Raw genomic sequence first — 13,256 nt, 5'->3', positions numbered from 1 at the left:
ACCAGTTCCTGTTCACTGCACCTTGAAACGGCGCTGTCCCGGCGCTAGCGGACGCGGACTGAGGCCGTTGGGCTCTTCTGGACGTTGCGGCCGTCGCTGACCTCTAGGTGGTACGACAACCTGTGCCCGCTGGTCAGGCCGGAGTCGGTGACCGAGGTGACGGTCGGCTTCGTCCAGGAGTTCGACGTACGCGACCAGCTGCCGATCCGCGTGCTGCCGCGGTACAGCAGGTAGGTCAGCGTGAGGTTGTCGCGGTCGAGCACGGTCGGGAAGGCGATCGTCACCTTGTTCACCCGCGCGCTGGCGACCTTGGGCGCAGCGGGCCGCGCGGGGGCCGCACCACCCGGCGTGTTCGTGAACCGGGTCAACCCTTCCTGCGGTACGCCGTTGACCTTGGTGAAGTCACCACCCGCCCAGAGGTCGTTGCCGCCGGACGCGAACGCGAGGGGACCGACGAGGGTCGTGCCGCCGGCGGTCGCGTTCGGGAACCACGGACCGAGCTTCCCGGTGATCGCGCTGTAGACGAGGAAGTGGTGCATCCCGGTCTTGTCCGGGAAGGCACCGTCGGCGCTGCAGTCGTGCGCGTGCGAACCCTTGTAGAGCCAGTTCCCGATCGCCTTGATCGCCTCGGTCGCACCCCGGCACCTGCTCTGCCAGAGCAGCTTGCCGGTCGTGGCGTCCGCCGCGAGCACCCCGTCGTAGCAACCGATGCTATGCGTACCGGCGTTGGACGCGAAGACCTTGTTTCCTTGGACCTCGATGTCCTTGACCCGGCTGTCGCACTCGTCGGTCAGCGGCGGGATCGCGGCCGCAGCGGGCATCGGGAGCGCGGCGCCCGTGTTGGCGTTCAGCATCGCGAGCGCATGTACGTCGCGGCCGCCGATCCGGGTGAAGCCGCCGCCGACGAAGGCGCGCGTACCGTCGGTCGACAGCTCGATCGCGTGGACGTCGTCGTTCGCATTCGGACTCCACGACAGCAGCGCGCCGGTGTTCAGGCTGACCGCGGCGACCCGGCTGCGGGCGACCTTGTCCACGGATCCGAACGAGCCGCCCAGATAGACCTTGCTGCCGGTGACCTTCAGCGCCGCGACCCGGTAGTTCACCATCGGGTCCCAGCCGGGCACAAGCTTGCCGGTGGCAACATCGAACATCGCCACCCGCGACCGCGGCACCCCGTCGACGACGGTGAAGTCGCCGCCGATCACCACCCGCCGGCCGTCGGGGGACGTCGCGACACTCCACACCGGCCCGTTGACCTGCGGCGCGAACCGCGTCGGTACGCCGGTGGTCCGGTCGAACACCGCGAAGTACTTCCGCGCCGCATCCCCGACCCCGCGGGCCTTCCCCGGCGGCCGGACCCGCGTGAACAGGCCGCCCGCGAACACCAGGTTCCCCGCGACGGCGAGCGCGTTCACGCTCGCGTTCGTCTGCCACGAGGACTGCTGCACCGACGACAACGCCGACCCGAACCCGGGCGGCGCCGACTGTGCCGCCGTACCAGCCTCTGTTGCCGCCTGCACCGCAGGACCTGAAGGAACCAGTGCCGCGACCCCCACGGCCGCAGCGGTGACAGCAGCCAGAACGGCCTTCTTCATGAGCAAACCCCCAAGGGCCTGCTCCGGCGGAAGATGCCGACCCCATGACTCGATGACAATACGCAGTCGAACGATAACTGTCAGCACAAACATCCCCGTGCGCGGGGTCATCGCTGGCGACCCGCGACACTTGATTTCAATTTGTTAGTCGGCTAAATTTTCTTCTTAGCCGACTAACAATATATGCGGGAGGACGGGTCATGGACCTGGGTTTGAAGGATGCTGCGGTGCTGGTGACGGGCGGTTCGTCGGGGATCGGGCGGGCGACCGCGATCGCGTACGGGCGGGAAGGGGCGCGGGTCGCGATCACCTACAACTCGCAGAAGGACGCGGCCGAGGCAGTCGCGGAGGAGATCGAGGAGGCGGGCGGTACGGCGTACGTCGTCCAACTGGACCTCGGCGCGCCGGAGACGATCGCGAGCGCCGTCGCGTCGACGGTAGAGCACTGGGGCGGGCTGGACGCCGTGGTCGCGAACGCGGTCAGCTGGGGAACGCTCGGGTACGACGACCGGCCGGAGCGGATCGAGGACTCCCGGGTCGAGTGGTGGACTCAGATCATCCGCGCCAACCTCGAGGGGAACTACCACCTCGTCCAGCAGGTCGCGCCGGCACTCCGCGCTTCCGAACACGGGCGGCTGGTGCTGATCTCAACGGACCTCGCCGAGCGTGGCATGCGCGGTTCCTGGGCGTACGGCGCGGCGAAGGCAGGACTGCACGGCCTCGCGGCGAGCCTGCAGCACGATCTCGGCGCAGACGGCGTACTCGTGAACGTCGTACTGCCCGGCATCACGCTGGAGAACGGCGCGCACCGCGTCATCCCCCGCCCCGCGCTGGACCGGATCGCGGCCGGATTCACCGCCCGGCACCTCCCCGACGCGTCCGAGCTCGCCGACGCGATCCTGTTCCTCACCTCGCCCCGCACCAAGGCGATCCAGGGCCAGTTGCTGCACGTGACCGGCGGAGACCTGATGCCCGCGTAATGCAGCGTTGACGGCGCCGACGCTTGTACGGTGGGCTCAGGAATACTCCGGAAAAGGAGCGTCGCGATGGCCCGGGCACTGATCGTGGTTGATGTGCAGAACGACTTCTGCGAGGGCGGGAGCCTGGCCGTCGCCGGTGGCGCCGACGTCGCGTTCCGGATCGGCGAACTGCTGCACAAATGGCACGAGGCCGAGCCGGACGACCGGCAGTACGCGTACGTCGTGGCCACCCGGGACCACCACATCGACCCGGGTGACCACTTCTCCAAGGAACCCGACTTCGTGAACTCCTGGCCGCGGCACTGCGTCGCCGGCACCGACGGCGTCAGCTTCCACCCGAACCTCGACCCGCAGCCCTTCGACGCGATCTTCGACAAGGGCGAGTACGCAGCCGCCTACTCCGGCTTCGAAGGCAAGTCCCACGAAGGCGGCCACACCCTCGCCGACTGGCTCCGCGACAAAGGCGTCACCGACGTCGACGTCTGCGGCCTCGCCACCGACTACTGCGTCCGCGCCACCGCCCTGGACGCCCACCAAGCAGGCTTCGCCACCACAGTCCTGACCACCCTCACCGCCGGCGTGGCCGAGCCCACCACCACCCAAGCCCTGACCGACCTCCGCACCGCCGGTATAACCCTCACCTAAGCAACCACAAACGTCACCGCTACACAGCGGCCGGCGACGGAGGAGCCGTGCGTAGCACCGCTTGGGGCTGTCCTATCTGACTGGGGCTCCTGGGCCGAGGGGGATGCCTAGGGCCCACCAGGCTAGGAACAGTAGGGTCCAGGCGATGGTCATGGAGACTGCTAGTGGGACTGTGTACGACGCTAGGGTGCCGACGCCGGCGTTTTTGCGGTAGCGCTGGAGGAAGCCGAGGGCCATGACGAAGTACGGGCTCATCGGGGTGATTGCCGTGGACCCGGAGTCGGCGATTCGGAAGAGGGCCTGGGTGGTCTCGGCGGGGACGTTCAGAAGGAGCATCATCGGGACCAGGATCGGTGCGGTCAGGGACCACATCGCGGAGCCGCTTGTCACCAGGACGTTGATCACCGTCAGCAGTGCGAGGATGCCGAGGAAGATCACCACCTTCGGCGCCCCGAGGTCGCCGAGTACCCGGGCCGACTCCGCCGACACCAGGTCGCCGATGTTGCTCCAGTCGAAGTATGCGAGGAACTGGGCGATCGCGAAGAACAGCACCAGCACCGGTGCCATTTGCTTGATGCCTTCGGCCATCAGCTTCGGTACGTCGGCGGCGCGCTCGATCGCGCGAACTGTCACGCCGTACGTGATGCCGACGAGGCCGAAGAGGACCGCGACCACCATCGCGATGCCGTCGAGGAACGGCGAGTCGACGATGCTGCCGTCCTTGCCGCGCAACGGCGAACCGTGCGGCAACAGGACTGCGACGATCGCGAGGGCCGCGACGAGGAAGACGATCCCGGCCCGGCGCAGACCTTTGCGTTCGGCAACAGACACGGCGAGTTGATCCGCTTCGTCGCCGGGTGCGTCCGGGTCGGCGTCGAGGTCGGTCCGCTTGCTGAGTATCAGCCGTGTCACGAGGGTGATCACCAGCGCCAGCAGGATCGAGGACGCGATGTTGAAGAACCAGTTCGACAACACCGAGACATGAGCATCCGGATCCACTGTGCGAGCGGCGGCCGTGGTGATGCCGGCGAAGATCGCGTCGTTCGGGGTCGGGATCGGGCTGGCGTCGTACCCGGAGGCGATCGCGGTGTACGCGACCACGATGCCGAGGATCGGGGACCGGCCGACCGCGCGGAACGCGAGCCCGCCGAGCGGCACCAGGATGATGTACGCCGCAGCGGACGCGACGTGGGCCATCGTGCCGGCGAACGCGACCGCGAACACCACCATCGACTGCGGTACCCGCGACACGCTCACCCGCATCAGCGCCTGCAGGAACCTGGTCCGCTCGGCCAGCGCGACGCCCATGATCACGACCACGATCGTGGCCATCGGCGGGAACTCGGCGAAGTTCGAGACTGCCGTCGACACCGCCATCTGCAGGCCGTCGCCGGACAACAGGTTCTGGACGGCGACCTCCTTGCCGTCCTTCGGCGAGAGCACCGAAACGTCCAGCGAGGACAGAATTGCACTGACCACGGCCAGGAGAGCGGACAGGATCCAGAACAGCCAGAACGGGTGCGGCAGCGCGTTCCCGATCCGCTCGATGACCGCCATCGCCCTGACCAGGCGCGGCAGATCCCTCGTGTCGGTCGCCGTACTCATAATGTGTGCGCCTTGAAACTGTGCTCTTTGAAAAACGTGCCGATCAGTTCGTGCGCTTCGAACGTCTGGGTCACGTAACCCGGGCCGGATGTCGCGTCCGATCCCGGCCAGCTGTGCCCGCCGTCGGTGACCGCGACGTGGACGACGTCGGCCTTGCAGCCTTTGTAGGTGAACTTCAGTACGTCGTCACCGATCCGGCTCGTCTTCGGGTCCGGGTTGCAGTGGTCGCGGACGGTCCAGTCCCGGACCCACGTCTGTACGTCGGGCAGGTCGCGCTGACCGTCACCGCCGTACGGGATCGTGGTATCGCCCGTGCCGTGGATGTCGAGCACCGGGACCGGGCGGCTCGGCGCGCAGTGCGTGCCCTCGATGTAGAACGCGCCGGAGACCGGGGCGATCGCCGCGATCCGGTCGGCGAGCCGGCAAGCGAGGATCCCGGTGAAGCCGGCGCCGTTGGACTTGCCGGTCGCGTAGACGGCGTCCGTGTCGACGCAGTACGACGCCTCCAGCTCGTCGAGCAGGTCCTCGGTGAACTGCACGTCGTCGACACCCTTCGCGGAGTACGGCGCGCCCTGCCAGGCCTGCTTGTTCTCGTCGCCGATCACACCGTTGGGGTAGGCAACGATCGCGTCGAGTTTCGACAGGTCGGAGAACGCCTCGGTCTGGGCGCCGGTCTTGCCGCGGCCGTGGTACACGAGGATGAGTCGCTGCGCCTTGGAGCTCTGGTAGTTGTCCGGTACGTGCAGGCGATAGGTGCGGGCGAGGCCGCCGCTGCTGACGGTGTAGTCGCCACTCGCTGCGGCCTGCTTGCCGCAGCCGGCACTGTGGGCGCGGACTGCAGTTGCCGTGGGCAACGTGGTGGCGGCGGTCACCAGAGCCGCCGCTCCTAACAGTGCACCGACCCGGCGGGCGGTACTGCGTGGGATCTTGGGCCGTGCGAGGTTCATCAGGGGGCCTCCTCGGGGGCATGCGGCCTGCAGGCGGGCAGGCTCGCGCCTGGACCTCCCTGAGCAAAGGTCCAGTGTTTTGGGGGGACAGCGTCAGGCCGAGAGCAACTCGTCGGCGAAGGCGGCGATACGGTCGGCGGCGGTCTCCACGAGGAGCCGGCCGTCCTCGGCGGTGGCGCGGCGGGGATCACCCAGCACGCCACGCTTGTGGTACGCGTCGAACCCGACGGACAGCCGCGGACCGCGCGACTGCCGGGAGAGCCGGGCCGTGGTGGTCAGGTCGTCGAGCGTGGTCGCGCCGGGTTCCAGGCGGTCGGCCTGGACGAGGTTCGGCGCGAGGTACAGCATCTGCGCGGTCTCCGCCTCGCCGGCGTGACCGTGGACTGGACTGACATCAGCAATCAGATCCGACACGACAGACGTGACCGGCGTCCACGTGAAGGTCACGTCGCTGCGAACGTACTCCTGCGCGAGCACGGACAGGGCGGCGTTGTTCCCTCCGTGCCCGGTGATCACCAGGAACTGCTGCCAGCCATGTTCGTGCAGGCTGGCCACCAGATCCCGGAGAACATGCATGAACGTTGCCGGCGACAACGTCATCGTGCCGGCGAAGGCCATGTGGTGCGGTGAGACGCCGTACGGGACGGCCGGGGCGATCACCGCGCGGCCGGCCAGCCGTTCCGCGACGCGTTCGGCGACGCCGACGGCGCGGACGGTGTCGGTGGACATCGCCATCCCGCCGCCGTGCTGTTCCTGCGCGCCGACCGGGATGATCACGAGCGGCGCCGTACGCACGGCTTCGAGCGCGTCGTCGGTCGTCATCGCGGCCAGTTTCCGGAACTTTTCTGGCGCCTGGTGACGATTTGTTTCCGGAAAGGCGGTCATGAGAACTCCGGCGCTGACTCGACGGCGCGGCGGATGTTGTCGAGGTGCTCGCGGGTCAGTCGCTCGGCCTGTACGGCGTCCTGCGCGCGGACGGCCTCGACGATCGCCTGGTGCTCCTCGTGATCGCGTCCGCGGTTGTCGTACAGCGCGCGGATCTGCTGCTGCTCGCGGACCCGAACCTTCAGCAGCGACGCCAGAACCTCTTGCAGCAAAGGGTTCCCGGACGCGGCCGCGAGCTCGACGTGGAAGTTCAGCGCGAACGCCGGACCACCCGGCGGGACGAGCGCGTTGGTGACCGCGGCCTCCAGGCGCTCCAGGTTCTCGTCCCGGCGCGCCAGGGCCGACTGCGCCGCGACCGCCGGCTCGATCACCAGGCGCGCACCGATCAGCTGCAACACCGAGTCCTTCGTGATCGGCGGCCGATGCGGATTCGCCAGCACGACGTTGTTGATCGTCGGACCGACGTACGTCCCGGACCCGTGCCGGAACTCGACCGCCCCGGTCGCCTCGAGCTTTCGCAGCGCCTCCCGCACCGTCGGCGTGGTGATCGCGAACCGCTTCGCCAACTCCCGCGCCGACGGAATCGCGTCCCCCGGCCGCAGCCCGCCGTCCCGGATGATCCCGAGAATCGACTCGGTCAACCGGTCCGACAAGCTGGGCAACGCCTCAGAAGCTGAGTAAGTCACAAAGTGACTAAATCACTTAGCCACACCCGGGTCAAGACCTCGAACGAGTAGTTCTGCTCAGGCCACTCGCAGACGCCGAGCGGGGTCAGGGGGTGACGGTGATGGGGGTGCCGTTGGAGACCAGGGACCAGTCGCCGGTGTGGAAGGTGTTGGGGTCGACGGTGCCGGTGGTGGTGACGTAGTCGATCATCAGCTGGCGGATCTCGACCTGGCGGTTGTAGACGACCGGGGCGGTCTTGACGTGCGGGAAGTTGCCGCCGCCGGACTGGCGGTAGTTGTTGACCGCGACAACGAACTGCTGATCGGCCGCGACCGGCGTGCCGTCGTACGCGAGGTCGGTGATCCGGGAGCCGGCCGCCTTGGCGATGTCGATCTTGTAGGTCAGAGGCTTCGACAGGCCGCCGAGGATGTCGTAGTTGTAGTCCGGCGTACCGTTCGGCGCGGTCGGCGTCGGTGCGTTGGTGACGTCAGCGGACGGGAACGGCCCGGTGCCGGTCACCTGCTTGAAATACCGCGCGGAGAACTCCAGGTACTCCTTGATCTGCGCGCCCGTCATCGTCACCCCGAGCAGCGTGTTGTCGAAGACGTAGAGCCCGGCGACGTCGCGGATCGAGACATCGCCGGCCGGGATCGCGGCCGCCCGGTTGAACGGGGCCGCGATCGCCAGTACCGGCAGCGACGCCTGCGGCGTACCGGCGAGGGCCTTCGACACCGCGTCGGCCTGGACGAAGTTCACGAAGTCGAGCGCGGCGGTGTCCTCCCACGGCGCGGTCGCCGCGGACATCGCCGCGGTGCAGGTGCCGATCTTCGAGTTCACGTACTGGACGACCTTGTCGTGGTCCTTCTGCAGCAGCGCGACGACGTCCGGGTCGGCGTCGACGGTGTTCGCGTTCAGCACCTGGCTGTGCCGGCCGACGACCTTCCACTGCCCGTGGACCTTCTGCAGGTCGAGGTCGAACAGCGACAGCCGCATGCCCCATTTCAGCGGCCCGCTGAGCACCACCTGCTCGCCGCTGGTCTTGTTCGTGACGAGCCGCTCGGGGATCTCCAGGTGGGCGTGGCCGACCAGGACGGCGTCGATGCCCGGGACGGTCTCGGCCATCAGCACCGACGTGTTCTCCGGGTACGGCAGCGCGTCGCCGTACGACGAGGACAGGTTCATCCCCGAGTGCACGGAGGCGATCACGACGTCGGCGCCGGCCTTGCGGACCCGCGGCGCCCAGATCTTCGCGAGCTCGACGATGCCGCCGAACTTCAGCTTGTTCTCGACGTTCGCCTTGTCCCAGATCGCGATGCCCGGGTTGGTCAGGCCGAGGATGCCGACGGTGACCGGCTTCTCGCCCGGCACCTGCACCCGCTTCAGCGTGTACGGCGGGAACACCGGGAGGCCCGTGGTCCAGTCCTGGGCGTTCGCGCCGAGCAGCGGGAACCGCAGCTGCCGCTGGAACTTGCGGAGGATGTCGAGGCCGTAGTTGAACTCGTGGTTGCCGAGCGCGGCGGCGTCGTATCCGATCCGGTTCATCGCGGCCGCCATCGGGTGGATGTGACCGCCGGTGATGGGCTCGATCTTGGCGAAGTAGTAGGACAGCGGCGTGCCCTGGATGGTGTCGCCGGCGTCCAGCAGCAGCGGGCGCGGCGCGTACCGGTCCGCGGCGATCCGGTCCCGGACCGCGCTGACCAGCGTGGAGATCTTGGCCAGGCCGATGTCGTTGTGCGCGCTGTCGTCGTACTCGGCGTTCTTGAAGTAGTCCCAGTTGAACACGTTGCCGTGCAGGTCGGTGGTGCCCATCACGGTCAGCCGGACGGTCTTGCCCGGCCCGCTACCGGCGTACGCCGGAACCGCCTGGAACCCGGCCGCGGCCAGCGCCGCCGCACCGCCGATCACCGTACGTCGTGTCATCGTGGTCCGCTCACCGCTGTCCGTCATCGGCCCGCCTCACAGGTCTGTACGCCGGGATCTCCGGCCCGAAGGCACACCCTACGACCGACACACCCCCACCCCCACTCACGCATGCCCCCAGACTCACGAGAAGATGCCACCCATGACCAAGCCGCCCGGCAAACTTCTGCCGTTGGTCGCCGCCCTTCTTTGCGGTGCCGTCCTCGCCCAAGCCGCCACGCCCCCCGACCACTCGGTCACGTCCGCTGCCTCGCCCGTGTCCCCGACGTCCGGCCACGGGCTGATCGGTACGCCGGTGACGTCCAAGCGCGGCGTACCGTCGTCGACCAAACAACCTACGCAACCCACACAGCCCCCCGTTGCCAAGCCGCCCGCCGACGACTGGAATCTCGCGGCGCACGGGAAGGTGCTGTACCTGACCTTCGACGACGGTCCGCAGCACGAATGGACCCCGAAGGTTCTGCAGGTACTGCGCAAGCACAAAGCGCAGGCGACGTTCTTCGTGCTCGGGATCCAGGTGGCGCAGTACCCGGAACTGATCGCCGCCGAACGCGCCGCCGGCCACACCGTCGGCAACCACACGTGGGACCACAAGACGCTGACCCTGCTGCCGGACGCGAAGGTGCGGCATGAGATCGCGACGGGCGTGAAGTCGAAGTGCCTGCGCCCGCCGACCGGGGCCACGAACGCGAAGATCCAGGCGATCGCGGCGGCGTACCACCAGCGGCAGGTGCTGTGGGACGTGGACACGAAGGACTGGGAGAAGCCCGGCGCCGCCAGCGTCGAGCACGCGATCATGACCGGTGCCCGTCCCGGCGCGATCATCCTGATGCACGACGGCGGCGGCAACCGCTCCCAGACCGTCGCGGCCCTCGACCGAGCCCTGACCAGACTCACCAAGCTCGGCTACACGTACCGCTCACTGCCCTGCTAGCGCAGGACACCCGCGGTGCCGTCGGAGAAGTGCTTCATGGCCTCGTCGATGACGTGCACCGGCTGGTCGAGGGATTTCACCAGGAACATGCCGGTCGGGCGCAGCAGCGGGTTCGGCTTCACGACGCTGCGGACCGACGGCTGGTCGAGACCGCGGACACCGGCCGTTGTCGCGCCGACGCCGCGGACCAGGGCCAGGTCGAGCATGTACTGGCCGAGCAGCTTGTGCTGCGTGAAGCCGCGGACGGACGCCCACGGCAGCACCACGGGGAACGCCGCGCCGTCGCAGGCCAGCTCGAGTCCCTTGGCGGAGATCCGCATCGCCACGGGCGGCAACTCGTTGGCGTCGTACCACTCCACCCGATCGGCCTGCACGCGGTACACCAGGACCGTGCTGAGCACCAGCGGGATCATTGCCACGATCAACAACAGCGCGAACGGCCACATCCCGGAGCCGCGGAACGCGACCAGCGCGTAGATCGCGGCAACGATCCCGATCACGCCGAGAACCAGCGTCACCCAGGCACCGCGCCGCTCCACGGTTCGCACCACCTCGCGCCGGCGCAGCACAGTGTCGCGGTCGATCCCGACCACGAACGGCTGCCCCGGCTCCGATGGCGGCACCTGCACCTCCGGCTCGACCTCTACGACCTGTGAAGTTGCGTCCCCGTCGTCACTCACTGGGAAAGAATCCCACAACGTCCGAAGAAGTGCGGTCTCTAGCCCACACTTCTTCGGACGTAACGGGTCAGGTCTTGCGGCGGCCGGCCCAGGTCCAGGCGTAGACGCCGTCGTCGACCGCCTGGCCGCCCTCGCCGAGTTCGAGCGGGCGGAAGGTGTCGACCATCACCGCCAGTTCCTCGAACCGCTCCGCGCCCAGCGAGGCCTCGATCGCCGACGGCTGCGGCCCGTGCGCGTACCCGCCGGGGTGCAGCGAGATCGATCCGAGTCCGATCCCGGAGCCCTTCCGCGCCTCGTAGTCGCCGCCGCAGTAGAACATCACCTCGTCGGAGTCGACGTTCGAGTGGTAGTACGGCACAGGCACCGACAGCGGGTGGTAGTCGACCTTCCGCGGCACGAAGTTGCAGACCACGAAGTTGTACCCCTCGAACACCTGGTGCACGGGCGGCGGCTGGTGCACCCGCCCGGTGATCGGCTCGAAGTCGCTGACGTTGAACGTGTACGGGTACAGGCAGCCGTCCCACCCGACCACGTCGAACGGGTGCGTCGCGTACGTCATCCGGCTCCCGACGATCCCGCCTACACCGTTCCCGCGGTGCTTGACCAGCACCTCGACATCGGTCCCCTCGACCACGAGCGGCTCGGTGGTGGGGTGCAGGTCGCGTTCGCAGTACGGCGAGTGCTCGAGGAACTGCCCGAACCGGGACAGGTAGCGCTTCGGCGGCGCGATGTGCGAGTTGCCCTCGATCGCGTACGCGTGCACGCCGTCCGGCCCGGGCAGCCAGCGGTGCGTGGTCGCGCGCGGGATGATCACGTAGTCGCCCTGGACCGCGTTCAGTACGCCGAAAACGGTTTCCACGGTCGCCGAACCCTTCTCGACGTACACGCACTCGTCGCCGATCGCGTTCCGGTAGTACGGCGAGGGCTGCTCGGCCACGACGTACGAGATCCGGACGTCACCGTTGCCGAGCACGAGCCGCCGGTCCTCCACCGCGTTGCTCTTGGACGTGTCGGTGAACAGATCGTGCAGCTTCAGGTGCCGCGGCGTGAGCGGGTGGTTCGGGACGGTGGCGAGATCCGGCAGGTCCCACACCTGGGAATCGACGATCGCGGACGGTACGCCGGCGTGGTACAGCAGCGACGAGTCCGATGAGAACCCCTCCTCCCCCATCAGCTCCTCGTAGTACAGCCCGCCGTCCGGTTTCCGGAACTGCGTGTGCCGCTTCGGTGGAACCTCACCGACCTGCCGGTAGAACGCCATCTCCGCCACTCCTGCATGTACGCTATCCGAACGCCTGCGTCCGCTTACCGAAAGCATCCGTTAGGCTTCGACCCATGTCAACCGTCCCTGCGCTGTACCGGCACCTGGTCGACGACGCCTCGATGTTCCCGCCGGGCGATCTGCCGCTGCCCGAGGCCGTCGCGGCCCATCACGTCCACCGCCGGTCGCCGTACGCCGACCTGGTCGGCACGTTCGTGTGCACCGACGACGACCTGATGAAGGTCGCCGCCGAAGCGGCCCGCACCGGGACCGCACCGCTCCGGGTCTCGGTGGTGATCTCCGGCGGCGCCGGCGGGATCGAGCCCGTGATCCGCTGGTCCGACCGGTCGAAGGACGTCGAGGTGACCGCGGTCGAGGTCCGGCTGCGCGACGAGGACGACCTGTCCCGGAACGCGCTGCGCGTGGTCCGCGCCTGCGACGACTGCTTCGACGAGGAGACGGCGTACGTCGAACTCGGCCTGGACGGAGCGTGGGAACGCGCGCTCGACGTGGTCGCCGACGCCGGGTACGCCGCCAAGCTCCGCACCGGCGGCCTCGACGCCGCACTCTTCCCGTCGGCCGCCCAGGTGGCGTCCTTCATCACGGCCTGCCTCGACCGCGAAGTGCCCTTCAAGTGCACGGCCGGCCTGCACAACGCGGTCCGGCATACCGCTGAAGACACCGGCTTCGAGCACCACGGGTTCCTCAACGTCCTGCTCGCGACCCGGGCCTCGCTCGACGGCGCCACACACGACGAACTGGTCGAGCTCCTGGACCAGCGCGACGGCGAGGTACTGGCGACGCGGGCGCGCGAGCTGTCGGACGATCAGGCGGCGAGCACGCGCCGGTGGTTCACGTCGTTCGGCTCGTGCAGCATCGACGAGCCGCGCGCGGACCTGATCGCCTTGAACTTGATGGAGGCCCGATGACAGTGCATATTGCCTCGCTGCCGCTCGGCGGGTCATGGGGCTGTTACTCCCGGTCTTCCCTCGTCGTTCCGGTCGCTTCGCTCCCTCCGCTCCTCAGTCCAGGCCGGGAGGCCCCATGACACTCCCTGTGTCAACCTCACGCCGCAGATTGAGCGGTTGTGTGTTGGTTGAGGATGGTTGCGGCGCGGTGGTTGGCGGGGTCGTAGGGG

The 13,256-nt window shown here is 68.4% G+C and carries 12 protein-coding genes; 4 read left to right on the top strand and 8 right to left on the bottom strand.

Annotated elements, in window-relative coordinates:
- Positions 1 to 44 precede the first annotated feature (44 nt).
- The gene (locus tag ACWF0M_RS32210) at positions 45 to 1,595 is read right to left on the bottom strand and encodes a fibronectin type III domain-containing protein (RefSeq protein ID WP_452239507.1); all 1,551 of its coding nucleotides are present in this window, start codon (positions 1,593 to 1,595) and stop codon (positions 45 to 47) included.
- 200 nt (positions 1,596 to 1,795) lie between these two features.
- On the opposite strand from ACWF0M_RS32210, the gene ACWF0M_RS32205 reads away from it, so the two are divergent.
- Together ACWF0M_RS32205 and ACWF0M_RS32200 are read left to right on the top strand one after the other, a co-directional pair.
- Positions 1,796 to 2,575 carry an SDR family NAD(P)-dependent oxidoreductase gene (locus ACWF0M_RS32205; RefSeq protein ID WP_452239506.1) on the top strand — a complete coding sequence of 260 codons (780 nt, stop codon included), beginning with the start codon at positions 1,796 to 1,798 and terminating at the stop codon, positions 2,573 to 2,575.
- A 66-nt stretch (positions 2,576 to 2,641) separates the two neighbouring features.
- Positions 2,642 to 3,220: an isochorismatase family protein gene (locus ACWF0M_RS32200; protein ID WP_452239505.1), complete on the top strand. Its 579-nt coding sequence runs from the start codon at positions 2,642 to 2,644 to the stop codon at positions 3,218 to 3,220.
- A 72-nt stretch (positions 3,221 to 3,292) separates the two neighbouring features.
- Here ACWF0M_RS32200 and ACWF0M_RS32195 read toward each other — a convergent pair whose 3' ends face one another.
- The 5 genes from ACWF0M_RS32195 to ACWF0M_RS32175 form a co-directional block, all read right to left on the bottom strand.
- On the bottom strand, positions 3,293 to 4,825 hold the full coding sequence (locus tag ACWF0M_RS32195) for an AbgT family transporter (protein ID WP_452239504.1): 1,533 nt from the start codon (positions 4,823 to 4,825) through the stop codon (positions 3,293 to 3,295).
- Positions 4,822 to 5,772, bottom strand: a complete 951-nt coding sequence (locus ACWF0M_RS32190; protein WP_452239503.1) for an alpha/beta hydrolase family esterase — start codon at positions 5,770 to 5,772, stop codon at positions 4,822 to 4,824. Before ACWF0M_RS32190 ends, ACWF0M_RS32195 begins: the two co-directional genes overlap by 4 nt.
- 93 nt (positions 5,773 to 5,865) lie before the next feature.
- Entirely contained in the window at positions 5,866 to 6,594 is a 729-nt protein-coding gene (locus ACWF0M_RS32185) for a creatininase family protein (RefSeq protein ID WP_452239502.1), read from the bottom strand.
- 59 nt (positions 6,595 to 6,653) lie between these two features.
- Complete coding sequence (locus tag ACWF0M_RS32180; protein WP_452239501.1) at positions 6,654 to 7,343, bottom strand: FadR/GntR family transcriptional regulator; 690 nt, start codon at positions 7,341 to 7,343, stop codon at positions 6,654 to 6,656.
- A gap of 85 nt (positions 7,344 to 7,428) precedes the next feature.
- Positions 7,429 to 9,270, bottom strand: coding sequence for a bifunctional metallophosphatase/5'-nucleotidase (locus tag ACWF0M_RS32175; protein WP_452239500.1), 1,842 nt, complete (start codon positions 9,268 to 9,270; stop codon positions 7,429 to 7,431).
- A gap of 115 nt (positions 9,271 to 9,385) precedes the next feature.
- On the opposite strand from ACWF0M_RS32175, the gene ACWF0M_RS32170 reads away from it, so the two are divergent.
- Complete coding sequence (locus ACWF0M_RS32170) at positions 9,386 to 10,177, top strand: polysaccharide deacetylase family protein (RefSeq protein ID WP_452239499.1); 792 nt, start codon at positions 9,386 to 9,388, stop codon at positions 10,175 to 10,177.
- Here ACWF0M_RS32170 and ACWF0M_RS32165 read toward each other — a convergent pair.
- A complete protein-coding gene (locus ACWF0M_RS32165) occupies positions 10,174 to 10,857 on the bottom strand; it encodes a hypothetical protein (protein WP_452239498.1) in 684 nt (227 codons plus the stop codon). The two genes, ACWF0M_RS32170 and ACWF0M_RS32165, sit on opposite strands and share 4 nt — an antisense overlap.
- 67 nt (positions 10,858 to 10,924) lie before the next feature.
- A complete protein-coding gene (locus ACWF0M_RS32160; protein WP_452239497.1) occupies positions 10,925 to 12,118 on the bottom strand; it encodes a homogentisate 1,2-dioxygenase domain-containing protein in 1,194 nt (397 codons plus the stop codon).
- Positions 12,119 to 12,192: 74 nt separating this feature from the next.
- Between ACWF0M_RS32160 and ACWF0M_RS32155 the strand changes: the two genes are divergently transcribed.
- Positions 12,193 to 13,047 (top strand): hypothetical protein, encoded by an 855-nt coding sequence (locus tag ACWF0M_RS32155; protein ID WP_452239496.1) that lies wholly within the window; start codon positions 12,193 to 12,195, stop codon positions 13,045 to 13,047.
- Positions 13,048 to 13,256 lie beyond the last annotated feature (209 nt).

This window comes from Kribbella sp. NPDC055110 (genome assembly GCF_053607525.1).
This window is presented reverse-complemented; position numbering and strand designations above follow the sequence as displayed.

Bases quoted from the DNA above. Each gene is read 5' to 3' on its own strand.
- ACWF0M_RS32200 (WP_452239505.1), top strand. From the start codon at position 2,642: ATGGCCCGGGCACTGATCGTGGTTGATGTGCAGAACGACTTCTGCGAG.
- ACWF0M_RS32185 (WP_452239502.1), bottom strand. From the start codon at position 6,594: ATGACGACCGACGACGCGCTCGAAGCCGTGCGTACGGCGCCGCTCGTG.
- ACWF0M_RS32195 (WP_452239504.1), bottom strand. From the start codon at position 4,825: ATGAGTACGGCGACCGACACGAGGGATCTGCCGCGCCTGGTCAGGGCG.
- ACWF0M_RS32160 (WP_452239497.1), bottom strand. From the start codon at position 12,118: ATGGCGTTCTACCGGCAGGTCGGTGAGGTTCCACCGAAGCGGCACACG.
- ACWF0M_RS32190 (WP_452239503.1), bottom strand. From the start codon at position 5,772: ATGAACCTCGCACGGCCCAAGATCCCACGCAGTACCGCCCGCCGGGTC.
- ACWF0M_RS32170 (WP_452239499.1), top strand. From the start codon at position 9,386: ATGACCAAGCCGCCCGGCAAACTTCTGCCGTTGGTCGCCGCCCTTCTT.
- ACWF0M_RS32155 (WP_452239496.1), top strand. From the start codon at position 12,193: ATGTCAACCGTCCCTGCGCTGTACCGGCACCTGGTCGACGACGCCTCG.
- ACWF0M_RS32175 (WP_452239500.1), bottom strand. From the start codon at position 9,270: ATGACGGACAGCGGTGAGCGGACCACGATGACACGACGTACGGTGATC.
- ACWF0M_RS32205 (WP_452239506.1), top strand. From the start codon at position 1,796: ATGGACCTGGGTTTGAAGGATGCTGCGGTGCTGGTGACGGGCGGTTCG.
- ACWF0M_RS32210 (WP_452239507.1), bottom strand. From the start codon at position 1,595: ATGAAGAAGGCCGTTCTGGCTGCTGTCACCGCTGCGGCCGTGGGGGTC.